Origin of the sequence: Burkholderia sp. AU45274, assembly GCF_030482505.1 — a bacterium.
Taxonomy (GTDB): domain Bacteria; phylum Pseudomonadota; class Gammaproteobacteria; order Burkholderiales; family Burkholderiaceae; genus Burkholderia.
In genome coordinates this window covers 461011-481915 of record NZ_JAUJQE010000001.1, presented here as the reverse complement: position 1 = coordinate 481915, position 20905 = coordinate 461011, and the positions used below count along the sequence as shown (strand labels likewise).

General features: G+C 64.7%; 21 protein-coding genes and 1 pseudogene. 11 read left to right on the top strand and 11 right to left on the bottom strand.

Translation table 11 applies throughout. The annotated features are described in order from the left end of the window. Positions 1-5 precede the first annotated feature (5 nt). Entirely contained in the window at positions 6-791 is a 786-nt protein-coding gene (locus tag QZM35_RS02270) for an NAD(P)H-dependent oxidoreductase (RefSeq protein WP_089428101.1), read from the bottom strand. 86 nt (positions 792-877) lie between these two features. Here QZM35_RS02270 and QZM35_RS02265 point away from each other — a divergent pair, with 86 nt between their 5' ends. Both QZM35_RS02265 and QZM35_RS02260 read left to right on the top strand, forming a co-directional pair. Next, complete coding sequence (locus QZM35_RS02265) at positions 878-1771, top strand: LysR family transcriptional regulator (protein WP_089432311.1); 894 nt, start codon at positions 878-880, stop codon at positions 1769-1771. A 164-nt stretch (positions 1772-1935) separates the two neighbouring features. Further along, entirely contained in the window at positions 1936-2340 is a 405-nt protein-coding gene (locus tag QZM35_RS02260; RefSeq protein WP_089428103.1) for a DUF2471 family protein, read from the top strand. Positions 2341-2535: 195 nt separating this feature from the next. On the opposite strand, the gene QZM35_RS02255 is transcribed toward QZM35_RS02260, so the two are convergent. After that, complete coding sequence (locus tag QZM35_RS02255; protein ID WP_301775329.1) at positions 2536-4569, bottom strand: NADPH-dependent 2,4-dienoyl-CoA reductase; 2034 nt, start codon at positions 4567-4569, stop codon at positions 2536-2538. Positions 4570-4654: 85 nt separating this feature from the next. On the opposite strand from QZM35_RS02255, the gene QZM35_RS02250 reads away from it, so the two are divergent. Further along, on the top strand, positions 4655-5755 hold the full coding sequence (locus QZM35_RS02250; protein WP_301775328.1) for an AraC family transcriptional regulator: 1101 nt from the start codon (positions 4655-4657) through the stop codon (positions 5753-5755). On the opposite strand, the gene QZM35_RS02245 is transcribed toward QZM35_RS02250, so the two are convergent. Beyond that, the gene (locus tag QZM35_RS02245) at positions 5752-6627 is read right to left on the bottom strand and encodes a LysR family transcriptional regulator (RefSeq protein ID WP_301775327.1); all 876 of its coding nucleotides are present in this window, start codon (positions 6625-6627) and stop codon (positions 5752-5754) included. The genes QZM35_RS02250 and QZM35_RS02245 overlap by 4 nt on opposite strands. 170 nt (positions 6628-6797) lie before the next feature. Between QZM35_RS02245 and QZM35_RS02240 the strand changes: the two genes are divergently transcribed. After that, a complete protein-coding gene (locus QZM35_RS02240; protein ID WP_301775326.1) occupies positions 6798-7217 on the top strand; it encodes an ester cyclase in 420 nt (139 codons plus the stop codon). A gap of 49 nt (positions 7218-7266) precedes the next feature. Here the strand turns inward: QZM35_RS02240 and QZM35_RS02235 are convergent, their stop codons facing one another. The 3 genes from QZM35_RS02235 to QZM35_RS02225 form a co-directional block, all read right to left on the bottom strand. Further along, positions 7267-7731 (bottom strand): DUF126 domain-containing protein, encoded by a 465-nt coding sequence (locus QZM35_RS02235; RefSeq protein WP_301775325.1) that lies wholly within the window; start codon positions 7729-7731, stop codon positions 7267-7269. Beyond that, a complete protein-coding gene (locus QZM35_RS02230; RefSeq protein WP_301775324.1) occupies positions 7724-8971 on the bottom strand; it encodes an aconitase X in 1248 nt (415 codons plus the stop codon). Before QZM35_RS02230 ends, QZM35_RS02235 begins: the two co-directional genes overlap by 8 nt. A gap of 189 nt (positions 8972-9160) precedes the next feature. After that, the gene (locus tag QZM35_RS02225; protein WP_089428109.1) at positions 9161-9589 is read right to left on the bottom strand and encodes a MarR family winged helix-turn-helix transcriptional regulator; all 429 of its coding nucleotides are present in this window, start codon (positions 9587-9589) and stop codon (positions 9161-9163) included. Between the two features lie 91 nt (positions 9590-9680). Between QZM35_RS02225 and QZM35_RS02220 the strand changes: the two genes are divergently transcribed. The 5 genes from QZM35_RS02220 (at position 9681) to QZM35_RS02200 (ending at position 15317) form a co-directional block, all read left to right on the top strand. Next, the gene (locus tag QZM35_RS02220; RefSeq protein WP_089428110.1) at positions 9681-10601 is read left to right on the top strand and encodes a LysR family transcriptional regulator; all 921 of its coding nucleotides are present in this window, start codon (positions 9681-9683) and stop codon (positions 10599-10601) included. An 81-nt stretch (positions 10602-10682) separates the two neighbouring features. After that, complete coding sequence (locus tag QZM35_RS02215; protein ID WP_069250988.1) at positions 10683-11114, top strand: MarR family winged helix-turn-helix transcriptional regulator; 432 nt, start codon at positions 10683-10685, stop codon at positions 11112-11114. A 64-nt stretch (positions 11115-11178) separates the two neighbouring features. Further along, positions 11179-12273 (top strand): HlyD family secretion protein, encoded by a 1095-nt coding sequence (locus QZM35_RS02210; protein ID WP_089432304.1) that lies wholly within the window; start codon positions 11179-11181, stop codon positions 12271-12273. Between the two features lie 13 nt (positions 12274-12286). Further along, positions 12287-13861 carry a DHA2 family efflux MFS transporter permease subunit gene (locus QZM35_RS02205; protein WP_301775323.1) on the top strand — a complete coding sequence of 525 codons (1575 nt, stop codon included), beginning with the start codon at positions 12287-12289 and terminating at the stop codon, positions 13859-13861. A gap of 19 nt (positions 13862-13880) precedes the next feature. Next, a complete protein-coding gene (locus tag QZM35_RS02200; RefSeq protein ID WP_301775322.1) occupies positions 13881-15317 on the top strand; it encodes an efflux transporter outer membrane subunit in 1437 nt (478 codons plus the stop codon). Positions 15318-15494: 177 nt separating this feature from the next. On the opposite strand, the gene QZM35_RS02195 is transcribed toward QZM35_RS02200, so the two are convergent. Then, a complete protein-coding gene (locus QZM35_RS02195) occupies positions 15495-15857 on the bottom strand; it encodes a hypothetical protein (protein WP_174975829.1) in 363 nt (120 codons plus the stop codon). Positions 15858-16035: 178 nt separating this feature from the next. Here QZM35_RS02195 and QZM35_RS02190 point away from each other — a divergent pair, with 178 nt between their 5' ends. After that, complete coding sequence (locus tag QZM35_RS02190) at positions 16036-16227, top strand: integrase core domain-containing protein (protein WP_174975886.1); 192 nt, start codon at positions 16036-16038, stop codon at positions 16225-16227. Between the two features lie 1218 nt (positions 16228-17445). Here QZM35_RS02190 and mauJ read toward each other — a convergent pair. After that, positions 17446-18669: a methylamine utilization protein MauJ gene (gene mauJ, locus QZM35_RS02185; protein WP_301775321.1), complete on the bottom strand. Its 1224-nt coding sequence runs from the start codon at positions 18667-18669 to the stop codon at positions 17446-17448. A 181-nt stretch (positions 18670-18850) separates the two neighbouring features. Between mauJ and QZM35_RS02180 the strand changes: the two are divergent. Then, a pseudogene (locus QZM35_RS02180) lies at positions 18851-19025 on the top strand (IS3 family transposase); the annotation flags it as partial. Here QZM35_RS02180 and QZM35_RS02175 read toward each other — a convergent pair. From QZM35_RS02175 to QZM35_RS02165, 3 genes are all read right to left on the bottom strand, one after another. Continuing rightward, the gene (locus QZM35_RS02175) at positions 19020-19526 is read right to left on the bottom strand and encodes a hypothetical protein (RefSeq protein ID WP_174975794.1); all 507 of its coding nucleotides are present in this window, start codon (positions 19524-19526) and stop codon (positions 19020-19022) included. The pseudogene QZM35_RS02180 and the gene QZM35_RS02175 overlap by 6 nt on opposite strands. 128 nt (positions 19527-19654) lie before the next feature. Beyond that, positions 19655-20287, bottom strand: coding sequence for a glutathione transferase (yfcF, locus tag QZM35_RS02170; RefSeq protein ID WP_301775320.1), 633 nt, complete (start codon positions 20285-20287; stop codon positions 19655-19657). A gap of 143 nt (positions 20288-20430) precedes the next feature. Next, positions 20431-20841, bottom strand: a complete 411-nt coding sequence (locus QZM35_RS02165) for a TIGR02594 family protein (RefSeq protein ID WP_301775808.1) — start codon at positions 20839-20841, stop codon at positions 20431-20433. Positions 20842-20905 lie beyond the last annotated feature (64 nt).

Genomic DNA, 20905 nt, shown 5'->3' with positions numbered 1-20905 from the left:
CGCGATCAGCCCTCGTGCGCCAGATGCACCGCATACCCCACCTTCCCCGGCACGATCCCGTCCTTTAGCGTCAACGCCGGAATCTCGTAATCGCCCGCGTTCTGCCGGCGGAACGGGATCGGCTGCGTGGTCCACAGTTCGTCCAGGCGCTTGCCGAGCGCCGCACGCGTTTCGTCGAAGCGCGCGTCGTTCATCTTCCCCGTCCGGTAGATCACGAACGGCGGCAGCACCGCGAAGCCCGGGTAATACAGCATCCCGTGCTGGATCGGGAACAGCACGTCGTCGATCGGTCCGTTGATGCCACGCGGGCTGTAATGCGACTCCCACCCGCCCGCCGTGACGATCACCATCGCGCGCTTGCCGGCAAGCGAACCTTCTCCATAACGATTACCCCAGTGCGTGTCGGAATGCTCGCCCACGCCGTAAGCGAAGCCGCACGCATACACGCGCTCGAACCAGCCCTTCATGATCGCCGGCATCGAGAACCACCACAGCGGGAACTGCAAGATCACCGCATCGGCCCACCGCAGCTTGTCCTGCTCGCGCACGATGTCTTCGCGCTGCGTGCCGGTTGCAAACGCGTGCTTCGAGTCGTTCGACGGATCGAAGCGCGCGTCCGGCTCACGCCCGGTCAAGTCGTCCGCGTCGAACGCCGCCTTCCAGTTCATCGCATACAGGTCGGTCACCTGCACCGTGTGGCCGGCCGCTTCGAGATGCGCGACGGAGAAGTCGCGCAATGCGCCGTTCAGCGAACGTGGTTCGGGATGGGCATAGACGATCAGCACATTCATGTTCGGTACTCCGTTGATTGAATGACTGCAGGATGCCGCCGTCAACGGTATATTTGAAATGAATTCCTGATATTCCAGGTATAGCCATGAATAATTTCAGACGACTCGATCTCAATCTGCTCGTCACGCTCGACGTGCTGCTCGCCGAGCACAACGTCACGCGCGCGGCCGAGAAACTGAACATGTCGCAGCCGTCGGTGAGCGTGCAATTGCAGAAGCTGCGCGACGTGTTCGGCGATCCGCTGCTGCTGCCGGGGCCGCGTGGAATGCGGCCGACCGCGCGCGCGGAAGCGCTGCGCGAACCGTTGCGCGATGCGCTCGAAGCGGTCGAGCGCGCGGTCATTCCAGCCACGCCGTTCGATCCCGCGACCGCGACGAACACGTGGCGCGTGGCCGCGACCGACTACGGCGAATCGACGATCGTGCTGCCCGCGCTGAACACGCTGCGTTCGGCCGCGCCCGCCACGCGCCTCGCCGTGGTCGAGCTGGTACCGCCGCGCATCGAGCAGGATACCGAACGAAACGGCATCGACCTCGTCTTCCATATGACCGAAGCGTCGCCGCCCGGCATGCGGCGCTTGCCGCTGTTCGCCGAGCGTTACGTGCTCATCGGCCGTGCCGGGCACCCGAAGCTGAAGCGGCGCCCGACGCTCGCGCAGTTCGGCACGCTCGAGCACGTGATCGTGTCGCCCGACGGCGGTGGCTTCTTCGGCGTGACGGACGAAGCGCTCGCGAAGGTGGGCGCCACGCGGCGCGTCGTGCTGTCGGTGCCGCATTTCCTGTTCGTGCTGTCGGCCGTGGCGAGTACCAATCTCGTCGCGATGGTGCCCGAGCGGCTGGTGCGCGACGTGCCCGCGCTGCGTGTCGTGGCCGCGCCCGTCGACGTGCCCGGCTATGAAATGTCGATGCTGTGGCACGAACGCGTGCATCGCGATCCGGCGCATCGGTGGTTGCGGGAGACGATCGCGGCAGCGGTGTAGATCGGTCGCGTGCCCGGGGCGGCCGCCCGCTTCGCTCGCCATCGCACGAAATCCTTCATCCGGGGGTTGAAACCGCGCCAAACACTGTATATATTTACAGTGCTTTTGCACCATTTGACCCGAATTCCGTCATTCACAGACGAACGGACTTTTGTGAGGCGACCATGTTCCAGGCATCCGCATTCGATCCCGAGCAACCCGGCTTCAACCCCGTCCACTTCGAGCGCGCCGCGCAGCGGGCGGTCGTCGATCTGCAGCGTGTCGCGGGCGGCCCCGCGCAGCGGGCGCTCGGCCTGCGGCGCCGCACCCATCCCGCGGCCGTGCGCACGATGAGCTGGCAGGCACTGCTGAACGTCGAAGAGCTGGCATTCTCGAATGCCGGCTTCCTGAGCCGCAACGATCCGGCCGTCGTCGACGCGTTCATCCGGCTGCGCGACAGCCGCCTGCTCGCCGCGGATGTCGAGGAGCCGGTCGACTGGCGCCGCGACGATGACGACCTGCCGGCCATCTACCTCATCGTCAAGGCGATGCTGGAAGCGGAAGAGGAAGAACGGGCCGAAGCGGCCTGAGCCGTGTGATGGCCAGTCGCCGTCACGGTCTGTCAGGGTAGCGCCGCCACATTACGTGGCGACGCGGCCGGCGCTGCGGCTCATGTCAGTTCTGCGCGAGCGAATCGGGGCGGCAGACGGCGAGCCACGAATCGCCGCGCAAGCGGATCACCGCCACGCGGCGTACCTTAAAGGGGCCGTCGCAGCGACCGCTCGTTACAGCCGCGCGGCGAGCCGCGAGCCCTGATCGATCGCGCGCTTCGCGTCGAGTTCGGCGGCCAGTTCCGCGCCGCCGATCAGGTGCACCGAGCGCCCGGCCGCCTGCAGCGGCTCGAGCAACGCGCGCTGCGGCTCCTGCCCCGTGCAGAGCACGATCGTGTCGGCCTCGATCACTTCGTGATCGGTGCGCTGCTCGCCGTATGACACATGCAGCCCGCGCGCGTCGATCTGTTCATAGTTCACGCCGCCGATCATCTTCACCTGCTTCATCTTCAGCGTCGCGCGGTGAATCCAGCCGGTCGTCTTGCCGAGCCCCTTGCCGAGCGGCGCGGCCTTGCGCTGCAGCAGCGTCACTTCACGCGCCGGCGCCGTCACCTGCGCACGCGTCACGCCGCCGCGCGTCGCGGCCGGGTCGGTCACGCCCCACTCGGCCTTCCACTCTTCCAGGTCGAGCGCCGGCGATTCGCCCTCCTGCACCAGGTACTCGGCGACATCGAAGCCGATCCCGCCCGCCCCGACCACCGCGACACGCCGGCCGACCGGCTGCCGGCCCGCGAGCACGTCGATGTAGCTGAGCACGTTCGGCCCGTCCTGCCCCGGGATCTTCGGGTCGCGCGGCGCGACGCCGGTCGCGAGCACGATCTCGTCGTAGCCGCCCGCGATCAGGTCGCTCGCGTCGACGCGGCGGTTCAGGTGCAGGTTCACACCGGTCAGTTCGACCTGGCGGCCGAAGTAGCTCAGCGCTTCGTGAAACTCTTCCTTGCCCGGAATCCGCTTCGCCATGTTGAACTGGCCGCCGATCTCGGCCGCGCCGTCGAACAAATCGACCTGATGGCCGCGCTGCGCAAGCACGGTCGAGCATGCGAGCCCGGCCGGCCCCGCGCCGACCACCGCGATGCGCTTTGGCTGCGCGGTGGGCGTGTATTTCAGTTCCGTCTCGTGGCACGCGCGCGGGTTCAGCAGGCACGACGCGATCTGGTTCCTGAACGCGTGATCGAGGCACGCCTGGTTGCAGCCGATGCACGTATTGATCTCGTCGGCACGGCCCTGCGCGGCCTTGACCACGAACTCGGCATCCGCGAGCAGCGGACGCGCCATCGACACCATGTCCGCGCAGCCGTCCGCGAGGATCTGCTCGGCCACTTCGGGACGGTTGATGCGGTTGGTGGTCACGAGCGGAATGCCGACCTCGCCCTTCATCTTCTTCGTCACCCACGCGAACGCGCCGCGCGGCACCGACGTCGCGATCGTCGGCACCCGCGCCTCGTGCCAGCCGATCCCCGTGTTGATGATGGTCGCGCCCGCGCGCTCGACGGCCTTCGCGAGTTGCACGGTTTCGCTCCAGTCACTGCCGTCCGGAATCAGGTCGAGCATCGACAGCCGGTAGATCAGGATGAAATCGCGGCCGACCGCTTCGCGCGTGCGCTCGATGATCTCGATCGGCAGCCGGATCCGGTTCTCGTACGAACCGCCCCACTGGTCGGTGCGCTTGTTCGTATGCATCGAGATGAACTGATTGATCAGGTAGCCTTCGGAGCCCATGATCTCGACGCCGTCGTACCCGGCTTCACGCGCGAGCTTCGCGCAGCGGACGAACGCGCGGATTTGCCGCTCGACGCCGCGCGCGCTCAGTTCGTGCGGCGCGAACGGCGAGATCGGCGACTTGATCTTCGACGGCGCGACCGCGAACGGGTGATAGCCGTAGCGTCCCGTATGCAGGATCTGCAGCGCGATCTTGCCGTCCTCCGCGTGCACGGCCTCCGTGATCTCGCGATGCCGCCGCGCGGCGGCCGACGTCATCAGCGTGCCGCCGAACGGCTTGGTCCAGCCGGCCACGTTCGGCGCGAAGCCGCCCGTCACGATCAGTCCGACGCCGCCGCGGGCGCGTTCGGCGAAATATTCGGCGAGCCGCGGCAGCGTCTTGCGGCTGTCCTCGAGGCCCGTGTGCATCGAGCCCATCAGCACGCGGTTCTTCAGCGTCGTGAAGCCGAGATCGAGCGGGGCGAGCAGGTGGGGAAAGGTCGTGGTCATGATGAGCGTGCCGATTCGTGCCAGTAAGCGATGCGTGACATCGTAGGCGCGCGCCGCCTTGAACGTGAGGGGGCAAACAGCCATAATGCTTGTCATTTCCGGCCAAGACGACATGACTTCCCCTCTCGCCAAGGACCGCCTCGGGCTGCGCCGGCCGACGATTCCGGTCGCCTATACGCGCCTGCTGCTGCAGGCGCTGGCCGCGCGCGGCGTCGATCTGGCCGCCGTACGCGCCGGCACGGGCCTGCGCGATGCGGTATTGGCCGAACCGGACGCGCGCGTCGCGCCGTCGCAATGGGGGCGGCTCGTGCTCAATGCGATCGAGATCGGCGGCGATCCGGGCATCGGGCTCGCGTTCGGGCTGCTGCTGAAGCCGACCGTGCACGGTTTTCTCGGCTATGCGACGCTGACCGCGCGGGACATCCGGGAAGCGCTCGCCGTCACGCAGCGCTACTTCCGGATGCGCAATCGCCAATATCGCCTGACCTATGCAGAAGACGAACGCGGCGCGACGCTCGAACTGCACGGCGTACAGGCCAGCCCCGTGCTGCAGCATCACGTGATGTTCGAATTCGTGCTGACCGGGCTTGCGCAGAACATTTCGCAATGGGCCGGACGCGAGTCGCCGCCGATCAAGCTGCAATTCGCGTGGCCGGAGCCGCCTTATTTCGCGCGCTATCGCGATCAATTGCCACCCGTCGAATTCGGCTGCGCCGCCAACGCGCTGTGGATCGCGCGCGACGTGCTCGACTGGCCGCTGCCGCTCGCCGACGAAGTCGCGCACCGGCAGGCGCTCGTGCAGGTGGAGCGCGAGTATGCGCAGGTGCGCCAGGAGGAAGGCGATCTGGTCGAACGGGTGCGCGCGGAGCTGGCACGCGGGGCCGGCGACTACCCGGGGCCGGAGACGCTCGCCGACGCACTGCTCGTGTCGACCCGCACGCTGCGGCGCCGGCTCGAGGAAGCCGGTTCGAGCTATCGGCAATTGCTCGATGAAGCGCGGTTTCGTGACGCGAAGCAGTTGCTCGCCGCGTCGGATCTCGACCTGAAGACGATCGCCGAGCGGCTGCAATTCACCGACCCGGCCAATTTCACGCGCGCGTTCCGGCGCTGGGCCGGGCAGACGCCGAGTGCATATCGTGAAGCGGCTGCCGGGTTGACCGGACAGAAGCCGGACAGCGCACGCTAATCCGATTCGATCGTCGCATCCAGGCTCGTCGACGCACGCGCCGTCAGGACCTCGACGAACATTCCGACGAGCGGCTCGACGACGGGCTGCGTGGCCGGGCCCTCACCGATCACGGCGACTTCGGACGCGGGCAGCGCCGGCCATTGCGCGGACGTCGGCAGGATCTTCATGCCGGGCTGCAGGAACGACTTGCCCAGCGCGGTGACCCCCAACCCACCCGCCACCGCGGCCTGCACGCCGGCGAGATTGCTGGCCGTGCAGCCCACCGACCATTCGCGGCGTGCCGCATCCAGGCTTTCGGTCATCACTTCGCGATAGGCGCAAGGCGGCGGCATCATGACGAGGCGCGCAGGGCGGCCCGGGTCGTTCCGGTAGTTTTTCGCGGCCAGCCACACCAGCGGCTCGCGCCAGATCACGCGGCCGCGCAGTGGCGCGCCTTCCTGCTTCTGCCGGGCGAAGACCACGTCGAGCAGGCCGGCCCGATGCGCGTCGGCGAGTTCCGGGCTCGATCCGGTGACGAGTTCCAGCTGAACGGCCGGGAAGCGCTCGCCGAAACGCGCCAGGATGAGCGGCAATTGCGCGTGCACCAGATTTTCGGAGACGCCGAGCCGCAACCGCTCGACTCGCTGCGGCTCCCGCCATTCGCGCATGAACGCGTCATACTGCGCCAGCAACCGCCGCCCGCCGGCGAGCACGCGCTCACCTTCCTGCGTCAGCCTCAGCGAGCGGCTCGTGCGCTCGAACACGCGCACGCCCAGCGCCTCCTCGAGCCGCAACACTTTCTGGCTGACGGCCGATTGCGAACGGCCGACGACGTCGGCAGCCGCCGTGAAGCTGCCCGTCTCGGCCACGGCGACGAACGCGTGCAGCAAATCCAGATCCAGCATCGTGCCCCATCCATTCGATAATCTTCTAGATCCAAGAAAGATTATTCGTTTGTCTTCTTGTTCGCAAGTTCACACAATGACTGCGTGTCAGCCGGACTCGATCGCGAGCCGCGGCAGGCAACGGATCAACGTCGTCGTATCAACGGAGCAGGAAGATGAGCAAACGCAATTCGGTCGAGATCGTCGAGCACTTCTGGCGGGAAGTCTGGCAGGCGCGCAACCCCGACGCGGTGGACGCACTCGTCGCCGAGGATTTCGCGATCACGTCGGGCGGCGTGGTCATCCGCTCGCGCGCGGCATTCAAGGCGTGGGTCGCGGCGTTCCTCGCGAGCATCGACGACTTCCGGTTCGACGTCGTCGAAACGTTCCAGAACGAAGCGGGCGACCGCGTCGCGAGCCGCTGGCGCGTGACGGGGAAGAACAACGGGTTCATGGGATCGGCGCCGTGCGGGTCGCCCATCGACATGACGGGCACGGCCGTCTGGCACGTGCGCGACGACGGGCTGCTTCAGCACAACTGGGTCGAACGCAATGCGCTCGAGGTGCACCGGAGCCTGAAGGGGGCGCAGTTGTAACGCCCGGGCGAGGCGAGCAAGCGCGCTCGCCGTGCCGTACGCGGATCGATCAGGCCGAACGCGCCGCGCCGCCCAGATCGATCCGCGCGCCGCCGTCACCCTCTTCCGCTTCGATCCGCACCTCCCCCGTCGCGGCGACGATCGCGTCGTACACGTCATCGGTCACGCACACCACCGGCACCGCGATCGCATACAGCTCGGCCGCCACGATCGCGCCGATCGAGATGATCAGGTCGCGCTCCTTCAGCACGATCGCGACCGGCCCCGTGCCGTTGCGCACGGCTTCCGCGAGCACGCTGCTGCTCGAACTCGAGCCCTTCGCGTGCGGCATCACCATCACCTTGCCGGCGAGGCTCGCACCGGCCCGCGGATGCCCGCGATCGACGATCTTTCCCGCGCCCGAGTCGTAGCCGCCCCAGAAGCTGAGCGGCTTGTCGAGCACGAACGGGCGCGCGCATGCGCTGCCCGGCACGAGCGTGTCGCCCGTCAACCCCTTGCGCGTGGCATCAGTCATCGAATCGCACCTTTCCTTCGTACGCCGAACGCACGCATTCGCGCATGCTGCCGTACGCGACCGTCACGCCGATGTTCGCGGGCGCATACGACGCCCATTTCCCCGAATTGGTCATCACGAGCCCCGACAGTTGCTTCATCACCGGCGTGATGTAGGTGCAGGTATCGACGACGATCTGGATGCCGCGTGCAGCGAATTTCTCCGCGAGGCCGGCCTCGTCCAGTTCCCACAGGATGAACCGGCTCGTGTTCACGTAGAAATCGCAGGCCGGCTTGCCGTCGAACGCGTCGAGCAACGTATCGAGCGTGCGGAATTCGGCCAGCGAGAAATGCGGCGTGCCGAGCGCCACCGCGACGAGCGCATCGCCGGCCATGCCGTGGTTCAGCGTGCGGCGAATCTCGTCGAGATCGGCCATCGCGACATCGACCGTCCGTGGCGCCGCTTGTCCGTGCAACGCGGCGTCGAGCGTGGGCGCTTCCGGTGTCACGCCGACCGCATGGAACAGCGCGACAGCACCGCTCGACGCGGCGGCCGCGCCAAGTGCCTTGAGTTCGTCTTCCGTGGTGTCCGCCGGCAGCCCGACGATCGCCGGCACGACCGCGCCCGCGATCCGGCCGATCAGCAGCCCGAGCGCGGCGAAATAGATGTCGCGCGAGGCCAGGCGACTGAAATCCGGTGCGTTGAACACGATCCGCGCGGCGCGATTCGCTTCGACATGCAGCCCCGCATACGGCGCACGCCCGGTGATCGCCGCGGCCAGGTCGAGAAAATCGCCGTACCGGCTCGTCCGCGCGCCGAGCACCGAGTTCGCGAACACGATCGCGTTCGATTCGGCCCACGCGATCTGCTCGCCTTTCGCGGGACGGTTCTTCAGTTGATAGGGCGCGCACGTGAAGCTCGATTCGCAGCCGAGCTGCAGATGCGCATCCATCAGGCGCTGCGCGTCGCGCTGAATCGTGCGATCGCCGTGGTACAGCTCGGGATGGATCAGGTCGAGCGACCCGACGTTCAGCGTGGTCGGCACCGCGACCTTCGCGCCCGTGTCGACGAAATACTCGACGAAGTCGAGGCTGGTCTGGCCGTGGTACAGGCAGCCGTCGATATGGGCAGACGTAATGTCGATCAGGTGCGGCGCGGACATCACGTGCGCCGTGCGCGCGACGATCCGCATCGCACGCGCGACGCCCTCGCCGAAATCCCCGCGCAGCATGGCGCTGTCGCGGTCACTCAACTGCAGCATCGATCGCTCCTCTGACGCGTGCCGGCGGCGCCGGCTCGTGAAATCCGTCAGGGGGACTCTACAACTGGAAATAAAAACTGTCCAGATCGCCATCGATCCGGACAGTTTAAAAAACCAATTTCAACCAATGAGCGCCCCCGAAGCGACCAATGGCTAGAATTCCGCTCCAGTTTTCCGCCAGCCCGCCGCCTAGCGTTCCGCGGTCACACTGAACAGTTCGTCGCGCAGCGCCTTCGCGCGGTCGCGGCCGAACTGCGTCTCGAATTCGTCCTGTGCAGCCTGCCATGCGACTTTCGCTTCAGCGAACGTGCGCTCGCCCAGCTTCGTGAGGCTCAGCGCATGCGCGCGCGTGTCGTGCTCGGACGCGGCCGTCGCGACGAAGCCGTCGCGCTGCAGCGGCTTCAGCGCGCGCAGCAACGTCGTGCGATCCATCACGAGCGTATCGGCGAGTTCGCTCATCAGCAGGCCGGGCTGGCGCGTCAGGTTCGCCATGATCGAGAACTGGGCGGGCGTGACGCCGACCGGGGCCAGATGGCGCTCGTACAGTTGCGTGACGAAGCGCGCCGCCTGACGCAGCGCGAGACAGTTGCACGCCTGGGCAATCGAGGTGTCGTTCATGTTTCGCAATTTATATGTGCATATGCATAAAGTCAATGTACACTCCGCCGTAACAAGGCCGGCGGCCGGCCCTCGCGTCAAGGAGACGGACATGGACTACATCGACAAGCTGCGGATTTTCCGGTCGGTGGTGGAGATGCGCAGCTTCACGCGCGCCGCCGACATGCACGGCCTCGCACGGCCGGTCGTGTCGCGCGCGGTCGCGGATCTGGAAGCGCGCTTCGGCAGCCGGCTGCTGCACCGGACCACGCGCCAGGTGTCGCTGACCGAAACGGCCGAGCGCATCTACGAGCGCTGCGCGGCCGTGCTCGACGAACTCGACTCGCTCGAAGCGGAAGCGCAGTCGCCGACGCGCGAGCCCGAAGGCCTGCTGCGGCTCGTCGCGCACACGACGGCCACGCTGAACCGGCTGGTGCCGCTGATCGCCGGCTTCAAGGCCGCGCACCCGAAGGTGCGCCTCGACGTGACGCTGACCGAGCGCCCCATCGATCTCGTCGGTGAAGGCTACGACATCGGTATCGTCGTACCGTACATGCTGACGAACGAATCGACCGTCGTGCGGCTGATCGAGCGGATTCCGCTCGTGATCGTCGCGACACCCGCGTACCTGCGCGCCCATTCGCGCCCGGTCGCGCCGGCCGATCTCGCCGACCACCCGTTCGTGCCGATGTCACCGTCGCTGCGCCGGCCCGCGCTGTCGTTCCGCGTCGACGGCAACACGCTGACCGTGCCGTTCCGCTTCGACATCTCGTCGAACAGCCCCGTCTTCAACCGTGAAATGGTGATGCACGACTTCGGCATCGGCGTCGTGCCGAAGACGCTCGTCGAGGCCCAGCTTGCGTCGGGCGCGCTCGTGCAGTTGCTGGCCGACGCCGATCTCGTCGATGCGTCCGTCGAGATCAAGCTCGCCTACGCGAACCGCGCGCTGCTGCCCGCGAAGGTCAAGACGTTCATCGACTACACGGCCGCCTATTGCGACCGCGAAGGCTGGATCGTTCCGGCGGCAGCCTGACGCCGATTGGTACAGCCGCGACAACAATCTGATCGTGCCCCGCCGCTCGCTTCGCGCCGCATTGCCTCCTAACATGTGTACATGCACAAGATGACGCTCACCGATGACGATTGCTTCGCGGTCCGGCAAGCCGCCCGCCGGATCTCACAGTTCTACGAGCGTTATCTGTCGCGGGCGGGCGTGACGCCGTCGCAGTACAGCATTCTCGCGCTGCTGCGCGACCGGCCCGGCTTGACGATGGCGACGCTGTCGACCGTGCTGGTGATCGAACGCACCGCGCTGCTGCGCGCGCTCAAGCCGCTCGTCGGTGCGGCGCTGGTGGCCGGCCGGATCGAGCCGCGATGCCGCCGCCAGACGTTCGCGCTGACCGCGCACGGCGAAACGAAGATCGCCGACGCGCACGTGCACTGGCTCGCCGCGCAGGAAGCGTTCGAGCAGCGGTTCGGGTCGGCGCAGGCGGCCCGCCTGAGAGACGAATTGTTCCGGATCACGCACAACCTGCCGGAACGCTAGCCCCTTCCCCGATCGACGACATGTCGTCGATCGACTTGATAAGTGCATATACATAGGTGAATCGATGGAAACGACCCAAGCCGCTGCCTCATCCCGTGAAGCAGCCACACTCGACCAGCCCGCGAAGCAACAGCGCCGCGTGCCGTGGATGCGCATCGCGGTGGGTGCCGTCGTCATCGTCGTCGTCGCCGCCGCGCTCGACTGGCTGTTCGTGCTGCGCTTTCAGGAAAGCACCGACGATGCGTATGTCGGCGGCGACGTGACCGTGCTCGCGCCGAAGGTCAACGGCTTCGTCGACAAGATCCTCGTGACCGACAACCAGCGCGTGAAAGCCGGCGACGTGCTCGTGCAGCTCGATGCGCGCGACTACGACGCGAAGCTCGCGCAGGCCAGCGCCGCAGTCGACAGCGCCCGCTCCGCGGTGACCGAACTCGAGGCGAAGCAGCAACTGCAATTCGCGGTGATCGGCCAGCAGGCGGCCGAGAAGAATGCGTCGTCGGCCGAGCTGACGCGTGCCGCGTCGGATCGCGTGCGCTACCGTGAGCTCGTGAAATCCGACGCCGTGTCGAACCAGATCGTCGAACGCGCCGACGCCGACTATTCGAAGGCCGGCGCCGCCGTCGACCGCAGCGACGCCGCGCTGCTCGCGTCGAAGCGGCAGCTCGACGTGCTCGGCGCGCAGCTCGCCGACGCGCGGGCCCGCGTGAACACCGCGCTTGCCGCGCAGCGCGTCGCCGCGCTCAACGTCGAATACACGACGATCCGCTCGCCGGTCGACGGCTACGTCGGCAACCGCACGGGCCGCGTCGGGATGCTCGCGAACGTCGGCGTGCCGCTGCTGACGGTCGTGCCGGCATCCGGGCTGTGGGTCGACGCGAACTTCAAGGAAGACCAGCTGCGCAAGATGCGCGCGGGCGATCGCGTCGACGTGTCGCTCGATGCGTCGAACACGAAACTGCACGGCCGCGTCGACAGCCTCGCGCCCGCCACCGGCGCGACCTTCAGCGTGCTGCCGCCCGAGAACGCGACCGGCAACTTCACGAAGATCGTCCAGCGCGTGCCCGTGCGCGTGCATCTCGATCCGCAGCCGGGCCTCGACCATGTGCTGCGCCCCGGCCTGTCCGCGGTCGTGACCGTGCATACTGACCACGCGAACTGAGCGGGAGACGACGATGACCACCGCGTTTTCCGGCGACCCGGCGTCGCAACCGACCAAACAGCGCGTGTTCGCGTTCGCGCTGATGTGCGTCGGCTTCTTCATGGCGACGCTCGACATCCAGATCGTCGCGTCGTCGCTGCGCGACATCGGCGGCGGACTTTCCGCCAGCCAGGACGAACTGTCGTGGGTGCAAACCGCCTACCTGATCGCCGAGATCATCGTGATCCCGATGTCGGGCTGGCTGTCGAAGGTGATGTCGACGCGCTGGCTGTTCGCCGCATCGGCGGTCGGCTTCACGATCACCAGCATGCTGTGCGGCGTCGCGTGGGACATCAACTCGATGATCCTGTTCCGCGGGCTGCAGGGTGCGCTCGGCGCCGCGATGATCCCGACCGTGTTCACCACCGCGTTCGTGCTGTTCCCCGGCAAGCAGCGGCTGATCGCATCGACGACCATCGGCGCGCTCGCGTCGCTCGCGCCGGCGATCGGCCCCGTGATAGGCGGCTGGATCACCGATCAATGGTCGTGGCACTGGCTGTTCTACCTGAACCTCGTGCCGGGCATCGCGGTGGCCGCACTCGTGCCGCGCTACGTGCACATCGACGAACCCGACCTCAGCCTCATCAAGCGCGGCGACTATCTCGGCATCGTGCTGATGTCGGGCTTCCTCGGCTGCCTCGAATACGTGCTGGAGGAAGGCCCGCGCAAGAACTGGTTCGGCGACGATGCGATCGTGATCTGCGCATGGATCTCCGGCATCTGCGGTTTCCTGTTCATCGTGCATGCGCTGACCGCGAAGGACCCGATCGTCGACCTGCGCGCGCTCGTCGTGCGCAACTTCGGGATCGGCAGCCTGCTGTCGTTCGTCACCGGCATCGGGATCTTCGTGACCGTGTTCCTCACGCCGCTGTTTCTGGCGCAGGTGCGCGCGTTCAGCTCGCTGCAGATCGGCATGGCGCTGCTGTCGGTCGGCGCGTTCCAGCTGATTGCGCTTTGTGCGTATGCGTTCGCCGCGCGCTACTTCAGCCTGCGCGCGCTGCTCGTGTTCGGGCTGATCTGTTTCGGGCTCGGCTGCTACCTGTACACGCCGATCACGCACGACTGGGGCTGGCGCGAACTGCTGCTGCCGCAGGCGCTGCGCGGCATCGGCCAGCAGTTCAGCGTGCCGCCGATCGTGACGATGGCGCTCGGCTCGCTGCCGCAGTCGCGCCTCAAATCGGCGAGCGGCCTGTTCAACCTGATGCGCAATCTCGGCGGGGCGATCGGCATCGCGGTGAGCGCGACGATGCTCAACGACCGGCTGAATTTTCACTACCTGCGCCTGAACGAGCACGTGAGCGCCGGCCAGCCGCAGATCGCGTCGCTGCTCGATCGGCAGACCGCGTACTGGACGTCGGTGGCCGGCAACACGCTGGACACCGCGCAAGCCGGGCTCGCGAACCTGCATCACCTGATCTACCGCGAGGCGCTGACGCTCACCTATGCCGATGCGTACTACGCGCTGTCGCTGTGCTTCGTCGTCGCGCTGCTCGCGGTCGTCTTCTCCAAACCCATTTCCCTGAACGCGCCGCCGCCGGACGCGCACTGAGGTTGAGGTCATCACCATCATGAAAAAACTTCTCGTCGCCCTCGCCGTCAGCGCACTCGCCGCAGGTTGTGCGGTGCAGCCCGCGCAGCATCCGGCGCTTCAGGATTCGGTTCGGACGCTCGCGCCGGAAGCATGGGACACCGATGTGCCGCGCGCGGACATCGACGCCGCCGCGTGGTGGGCGCAATTCCACGATCCCGCGCTCGACCGGCTGATCGCCACCGTGCTCGACGGCAACCTCGATCTGCAGGCAGCAGCCGAACGCGTGAAGCAGGCGCAGGCGCTGACCGTGCAGAAGCGCGCGGTGCTGCTGCCCGAACTCGACGCGACCGCGCATGCGGCCGACGCACGGCAGAACACGCCGCCGCCGCTCGGCTATGTGCGGCAGGCGGGTGCCGGGCTCGCGTTGAGCTGGTCGCCCGATGTGTTCGGCGGTGAACGGCTCGACCTGCTTGCCGCTCAAGCCGAGCTCGTCGGGCAGAAGCATGCGGAGGATGCGATGCGGCTCGCACTCGCGGCCGATGCGGCTTCCGCGTATGTCGATCTGCGCTGGGCTCAGCAGGAACTGAAGATCCTGCAGGACAACGCGAAGATCCGGCAGCATGCGCTCGAACTCACGCGCAAGCGGCAGGCGTTCGGGCTGTCGACCGAGCTCGACGTCACGCGTGCGCAGAACCAGCTCGATGCGCTCGAAGCGCGGATTCCGCCGACGCAGGCGCAGATTACGCATCAGCTCAATCTGATTGCGGTGTATTCGGGGAGGACGCCGGAGTCGGTTGATCGGCTCTTGCTGGTACAGGCCGGGGAGATTCCTGCGCCGCCGGTTGGCGCACCGGGGACGCTGCCTTCGCAGGCGTTGCTGCGGCGGCCGGATGTGCTGACGGCGTATGCGCAGGTCGAGCGGCGGGCGGCACAAGTCGGCGTGGCGAAGGCCGAACGGTATCCAAAGTTTTCGTTGAACCTGACGGACGGGATTCTGGCGGCTTCTTATCTCGGGTTGCCAACGTTGACCGATAACCTGTTCAGTGCGGCGTTGAGCGCGACGAGTCCGATTTTCAATGCGGGGCGGATTACGGCCGATATCTCGCAGAGCGAAAGCCGGATGCGCGAGTCGGAACTCGGGTTGCGGCAGACGATGCTGCAGGCGTTGCGGGAGGTCGAGGATGCGCGGGCGAATCTCGTCAGCTCCGATGAGGCGACGCGCAGGCTGGGTAGTGCGCTGGCTGCGTCGGACAAGGCGCTTGGGTTGGCGAATCAGCTTTATAAGGGCGGTGCGACGGATTTTCTGGATGTACTGTCCGCGCAGGAGGTTTATCTGCGGGATTCGGATTCGCTCAACCAAGTCAAGCGCGAGCATGCACTGGCGGCGGTGGCGCTTTATCGGTCGCTTGGGGGTGGGTGGAGCAGGACTGACGCGGCGGGTGGGCCGGAGGTGGAGGCGGTGGCGAAGAACTGAGCTGCATAAGTCGAGACCTGATCTGTCAGTCAGCGTCAGATCAGGTCGGAGATTGCTTAGCCGTCACTTCATCAAGGGCCGTGATCGACCCATTGCGGACGATGAATGCGTTCCCCAACGGACATCCAAGGGTAGCCTGCGCGTGCACCGCACCAAAAGTGCATCAGGCGCCAGCGCTCAGGGAAGCATTTCTATGTCTCGTGCAAGCGCTTCGTTCTTTCTTGCGACCCACAGGAAAAGAAGCCCAAGACCGCCAAAGATGATCACACAGGCTATGAATTCTGCTGCAAGAACACTCCCCGGTGATTTGGGGTGAATTGCTAATCCCAATCCCAGAACGAACGGAACGATAAACAATATCCTGCCAAGCCAGCGCATCTGCTCGCCTGTCGCTCGCAGCTTCTGCGGTGAGGTACCGTTCTCACGCGCGAACTGGGCAGGACTCAGACCCCGCGCCTTTGCACTTCGCCAGCGCATCGCTCGAAGCACCGCAACCAATAAAATTCCTACCGCAAGAAATATGTTGTATGAAGCGTGCATGGTTCGCGATAGTTTTTTAGATGGCGATTCGGCAGGGCGCGGTGAGCGCGATTGTCGACGATTCGCGTCGGCGTGTCGAATGTCCGGTTGTGGCCGAATTGAGTCAGATGATCTGACGCTGTCTGTTTGGTCTAGTCCAGCCTTATACAACTGAGCATCCGGTTGGCGCACCACTGCCCTGCAGGATACGACTCCGCGCAAGAAAAGATCACAGAATCCGAAAGCATACGAGTCGGTCAGCCACGCCCTACGTTCCATCGGCGAATACAATAAGCTGTACAACCGAAAACAACCCCATTCGAGCCTGGCGGATCAGACGCCGGATGAGGCATACTTCGCGACGCTGCCTGCGATCAAATCGGCAGCATGATTGCCTCGGATGGCCCACTTAATAATCTCAGAAATCTGTCCGAATGAGCGAGGCCACCTCTGATGTCCGGGAGTATCTGCTCAAAACTGCGCAGATACCGAGGTGCGCCTTGCGAGCAGCGAGCCAGTGGCCACCAAATGCGATTGGATTGGTTGCCCTTGCGTTAAGCAGGTTCATTCGCTCACAATGGAGGCCAACGCTTCGCAGATAGCGTTCCGCTCGCGAATGGAGAAACCCAGTCGGGCTCTGCAGCATTTCCATACCATTGCACCAGCTTCTTGTAGCGGGTCCCAGGTGAGCGAGCAACCGTCGACCCGCATCAAGACAAGAGGTTCGACGTGCACATACTCCCCTTTTTCGGCATCGCCGAAGCAAAAGAGAACGCCCTTGCACTACATAAGGCCTCTCAGTTCTATTGCTTGAGCTACGCGTCGGCGGCAAACGACACCGAGGCACGCCCTGTGGGCCTCCAACGGACGCAAGAGGTCATTGCTAAGGCTCTGGGCTGTATCAATTGGTGCGATTTGGTAGGAACGCTAGCGCTTACGACGCGTAGACCTATCTATTTTGATTCCAATGGGTCGGCGCGCGCGCCGCATACCGAGCTTGCCGCTCGCCTTCTGCCGTTTCTAAGTCACGAAGATAAGGGCCGTAGGGTCTATGCAGCCTTGTCGTACTCAGCTTTTGGTTGTTCCCCGTCTGCCAGGAAGTCCGCGTATGAAATGATTAAGCTCATGCCCTGCAAGACGTTGGACCAATGGCATCAACTCCAGAGGCTGGAAGTGGGATACTCATATGTCACGAGGTACAGGAGTAACCGAACAATATATGAATACGACCTGCTTCGCTGGGAGTACGACAAGAAAGTCGCGCAGATACTCGGGACTCCGGTGCCTCGCAAACCTCGCAAGCCACGTAGCGTACGAGTACGTTAACGCGTTAAACCGGAAGCACGTTGGCCGCTTCCAGTCTGGCTACGAGCGAAGGCTGGAAAGCTCCGGCGCGCAAGGCTTACCGGGCCGAGAATCGTGCCAAACCACCATTTTCAGCGGTTGCGAAAAAGAACTCACCACCCAGGCACTCACTGAGGAGAGCATTCGACTATTCTAGGCGCCCCGGTCCCTGGACCGCCTGAATTGGTCGAGTGCCTGCGCCACAGCCTCCTCGGGCGCCCGGGGAATGATATTGACCGGTATGACTACCTCGCAGTCGACCGGTTCAGCACCTTCGATGGCCAGTTCGACGATGCGATTGCCGACGACGCTGTGGAAATAGCGCGTGTAGTCCTCGACATCTTCCTCTCCAATCTCCACCCCGGCGCGCATACCTCCTTCGTTGAGTAGCGTGTGCATGCGCCCCCTGACTACGTCCATCGCGAAGGACAGCACGATGGTGCCCCGCGCGCTCAGAGCGATGAATTTCACCCCCCCCCTCACCGCTTTCCGTCGGCAATAGCGTCATGACATCGAACTGCTTTGCAGGCGGATCTGGCCAGAGCCGCACTGAAACCGTTGCACCGTTGAGTTCGCCCAGGTCTTCCGGGTTCTCCAGATGGCCGCCAGCCTTCAATGCGACCACCGCGTCGGGGGGCATAAACGCGTGCCAAGGCGCTACACGGTCCCGCGTCTTGTGGAGGTTCATCTCGTCAGGAACCCCGGCGTCAAATTTGATGTAGCGATTTGCCAGAGCCGCGATGATGTCCAGGTCCGCGGCAATGCGCTTGCGGTCAGCCGGGATGTCTGGGTCAACGATGTTGCCACCCACGCTCGCGTGTGCCACGGCGCAGCGCCCCGATTCGAACAGGTGCTTGTTAACGTTGACACCTTGGCTGCGCAGCTCATTTATGCGCTTTACCGCCCGCTCGTCCGTGATGAGGGCCAAGTTTTGTTCAACCCATGCAACCCGGTCCTTTGGCTGAAACTGGCTCTCAATGACCTTAAAGAACGATAGGAATGAGTACGGTTCGTGCACGCGCTCCAACCGACGACCCTCGCGCAGGAATGCGAGCGCCTTTCGCACCTGGTCGTCCTCGATGACTGGCATGTGATTGCAGCTGAAGCCCCTCTCGCCCCCCTGCAATATGGTCGTGATGGTGTCCCGAGGATTGGAGTACCGAATCATGTGTGTACCCCAATTCTGGCCAGTGATGTCGACGTAGCCTTGCTTGTAGAAGCCGAGCACGGAGGTGAAGCGATACAGACGGGACAGCGCCTCATCGATATGGTCCTGGTCCGCCGGCGTGCTGATGCACGGAGCAATGCGATGCTCGCCTTGCTGCCTGGCTCCGTGGAACAGATACTCGACGCCGTCATACTCAACCCAGACGTCGTCTTGGGGCCAGGCAATGGACGAGGCGACACCGACCGTGACCCAGCCCAAACGGCCTGCCACCTTCGCTAGCGCGTCGGCTCCAAAAAGGTGAGGTACGTAGGGTGTCTTCATGACTCGCGATAATACGCCTCGCCTATAGGTAGGCCTCGAAACAAGCGGCAAAATTGTGCCTGTTATAGCCAATCTCCCACTTTATCGGCAAAGTATTGCCTGTAATTGCGAATGACTACAGCCCCATATCATGGACAAACTGACGCCAAGACCGAGCCAGACGCAAAGGAATCAAACGGCGGAGGAAATGGAGGCGAAGCTGGGAAATCGACTCAAGACACTCCGCGTCCATCGAAAGATGCTCGGCAAGAAGACGATGGAGAACGAGATTCTCCCCGAAGCAGTTGAGTACGGCCGGGAAAAAAATGGATAACGCACTCGCCCTCGTTGCCGGAGGACGACCAGTGAACTTACTTCCCGACGTCGCGGACAACGAAGTACAGGTCTCCGGTTTTCGCGTTCAGCAAGTATCCGCCGTGAACATGTTGAAACGTCCCGCTGCGTCCAAGTCCGTCAAAATTGAAGCTCACGCATAGATAGCGCTGACGGCCAACCGTTGCCATGCTCCACTCGGCCAGCGCGGGATTGAATGCAGTCGGCTTGATTCCACTGTTATTTCCAACGGGTATCGCTGTGGACAATCGGTAGAGCTTGCCAGCGTAGATCAGCGCCTGCGTCGACTTTCCTTCGGCGTAGCCGACGTCGACACCCTCATGTTTGACGACGTAACTGACGTTGAAACCGTCTGCGTAGTCGTCCTCTTGCGACACCTCTTGCGTGTTGATCTCCTGGATCGCAATGGACGACGAGACGGACTGCGCCATCAAGCAGCTTTTAACCAGCCCGTCGCCCGGAGGCGCTGCCCATCCGATACAGGAGGCGGCCATGATCGCAACCGACAAACCGATCTTCTTCATCGATATTCGTTCTCACGCCGATTCGACGGGTTACATGAAGTCGCGCCGACATACCGCTTCTCGATGCGTGCGGGACCGAGTGACCTGCAACTCATCGACGTGCAGCGCAGACGCCCTGCCTCCACGATTTACAGCGGTGGCCGCTTCAGCTTCACCCAGCGCTGCACCGTCGGCCGCTCCCATTGCGATCGCGCATAGTCGGAAAGGCGCTGCGGCACCGGATCGTCATTCAGCACCAGACGGTTCAGCATCACCGCCAGGTCGACATCCGCGATGCTCCACTCGCCGAACAGGTTCGACGCGCCTGGCGCGAGCAGCTTGTCGGCGGCCACGAACAGCTTCTGAGCGGCAGCCTGCGCCAGACTCGACAGCGGCTCGCTCGACGGCCCGTAGAACAGCACTTCGGTCGACCGCTCCGTCCGAACCGGCATCAGGTCGCTGCGCAGCCACGCCTGCACCTGCCGCGCCCGTGCACGCTGGCGCGGTTCGACCGGATAGAGCCGCGTGCCCGGGAATATCTCATCGAGATACTCGGTAATCGCCGACGATTCCGACAGCGCGAAATCGTCGTGCACGAGCGTCGGCACGCGTTGCGTCAGCGAGGTCGCCGCGTAGTCGGGCGCGAAATGCGCGCGGTTGCCGAGATCGACGGTGACCAGTTCGTACGGCAGCGCCTTTTCCTCGAGCGCAACGAAGACCGACATCGCGTATGGGCTCGTGTATTGCGTATCCGCGTAGAGGCGGAGATGACCGTTTTGCACTGCTGGCTCCTTGTGGGTGCGGAGGTCGGTGGCTGTACATCGGTGCGCCGACGGGCTCCGGGTGGGTCGATGCGGTTGCGTGACAGGTTAGCAGCGGCCGGTTACGCGGCGCTTGTGGTTTTGTATGGGCTGTTGCTGCGTCGTCACGCGGCGTCGGGCCAGCGGTAGCCGATCACCTCGTTCAACGGGTACGCGAGTTCGCGTACTTCTTCCAACTGATTGCCGCCGAAGAGATATACCTGTTCGTCGTCGTGGCGCAGGTAGAACCCGACATGCCCTTTCCAGCTCGCGGGATCGTCGCGGGTCAGGATCGCAATGCACCCGTAGACGGGGCGTTCCAACGGCCTCCCCCATTCGAGCCACGAACGCGCAAGCGCGGAGCCCGTGCCACGAATGCCGGCGTACGTCATGCACCAGTTCACGAAGGACGAGCACCAGGAAATCTTGTCGTCGTAACCGACCAGGTTCGTCTGGTTGTTGTACTCGACGATGCGCGGGTTGATGCTGCCGGGCGGATGGCGGCGGATGCCGAGTTCGGCCATCGCGACGGGCATCCACGGCGGATGGGCGGCGTCCGGTTTGCTCTCAGGGTTGAATGGGGTCACGTCGTTCTCGGGC

Coding starts and splice junctions, on each gene's coding strand:
- QZM35_RS02265 (WP_089432311.1), top strand. CDS start 878: ATGAATAATTTCAGACGACTCGATCTCAATCTGCTCGTCACGCTCGAC.
- QZM35_RS02260 (WP_089428103.1), top strand. CDS start 1,936: ATGTTCCAGGCATCCGCATTCGATCCCGAGCAACCCGGCTTCAACCCC.
- QZM35_RS02175 (WP_174975794.1), bottom strand. CDS start 19,526: ATGAAGAAGATCGGTTTGTCGGTTGCGATCATGGCCGCCTCCTGTATC.
- QZM35_RS02255 (WP_301775329.1), bottom strand. CDS start 4,569: ATGACCACGACCTTTCCCCACCTGCTCGCCCCGCTCGATCTCGGCTTC.
- QZM35_RS02250 (WP_301775328.1), top strand. CDS start 4,655: ATGCTTGTCATTTCCGGCCAAGACGACATGACTTCCCCTCTCGCCAAG.
- QZM35_RS02165 (WP_301775808.1), bottom strand. CDS start 20,841: ATGCCCGTCGCGATGGCCGAACTCGGCATCCGCCGCCATCCGCCCGGC.
- mauJ (WP_301775321.1), bottom strand. CDS start 18,669: ATGAAGACACCCTACGTACCTCACCTTTTTGGAGCCGACGCGCTAGCG.
- QZM35_RS02200 (WP_301775322.1), top strand. CDS start 13,881: ATGAAAAAACTTCTCGTCGCCCTCGCCGTCAGCGCACTCGCCGCAGGT.
- QZM35_RS02205 (WP_301775323.1), top strand. CDS start 12,287: ATGACCACCGCGTTTTCCGGCGACCCGGCGTCGCAACCGACCAAACAG.
- QZM35_RS02195 (WP_174975829.1), bottom strand. CDS start 15,857: ATGCACGCTTCATACAACATATTTCTTGCGGTAGGAATTTTATTGGTT.
- QZM35_RS02235 (WP_301775325.1), bottom strand. CDS start 7,731: ATGACTGATGCCACGCGCAAGGGGTTGACGGGCGACACGCTCGTGCCG.
- QZM35_RS02230 (WP_301775324.1), bottom strand. CDS start 8,971: ATGCTGCAGTTGAGTGACCGCGACAGCGCCATGCTGCGCGGGGATTTC.
- QZM35_RS02215 (WP_069250988.1), top strand. CDS start 10,683: ATGCACAAGATGACGCTCACCGATGACGATTGCTTCGCGGTCCGGCAA.
- QZM35_RS02225 (WP_089428109.1), bottom strand. CDS start 9,589: ATGAACGACACCTCGATTGCCCAGGCGTGCAACTGTCTCGCGCTGCGT.
- QZM35_RS02270 (WP_089428101.1), bottom strand. CDS start 791: ATGAATGTGCTGATCGTCTATGCCCATCCCGAACCACGTTCGCTGAAC.
- QZM35_RS02220 (WP_089428110.1), top strand. CDS start 9,681: ATGGACTACATCGACAAGCTGCGGATTTTCCGGTCGGTGGTGGAGATG.
- QZM35_RS02210 (WP_089432304.1), top strand. CDS start 11,179: ATGGAAACGACCCAAGCCGCTGCCTCATCCCGTGAAGCAGCCACACTC.
- QZM35_RS02240 (WP_301775326.1), top strand. CDS start 6,798: ATGAGCAAACGCAATTCGGTCGAGATCGTCGAGCACTTCTGGCGGGAA.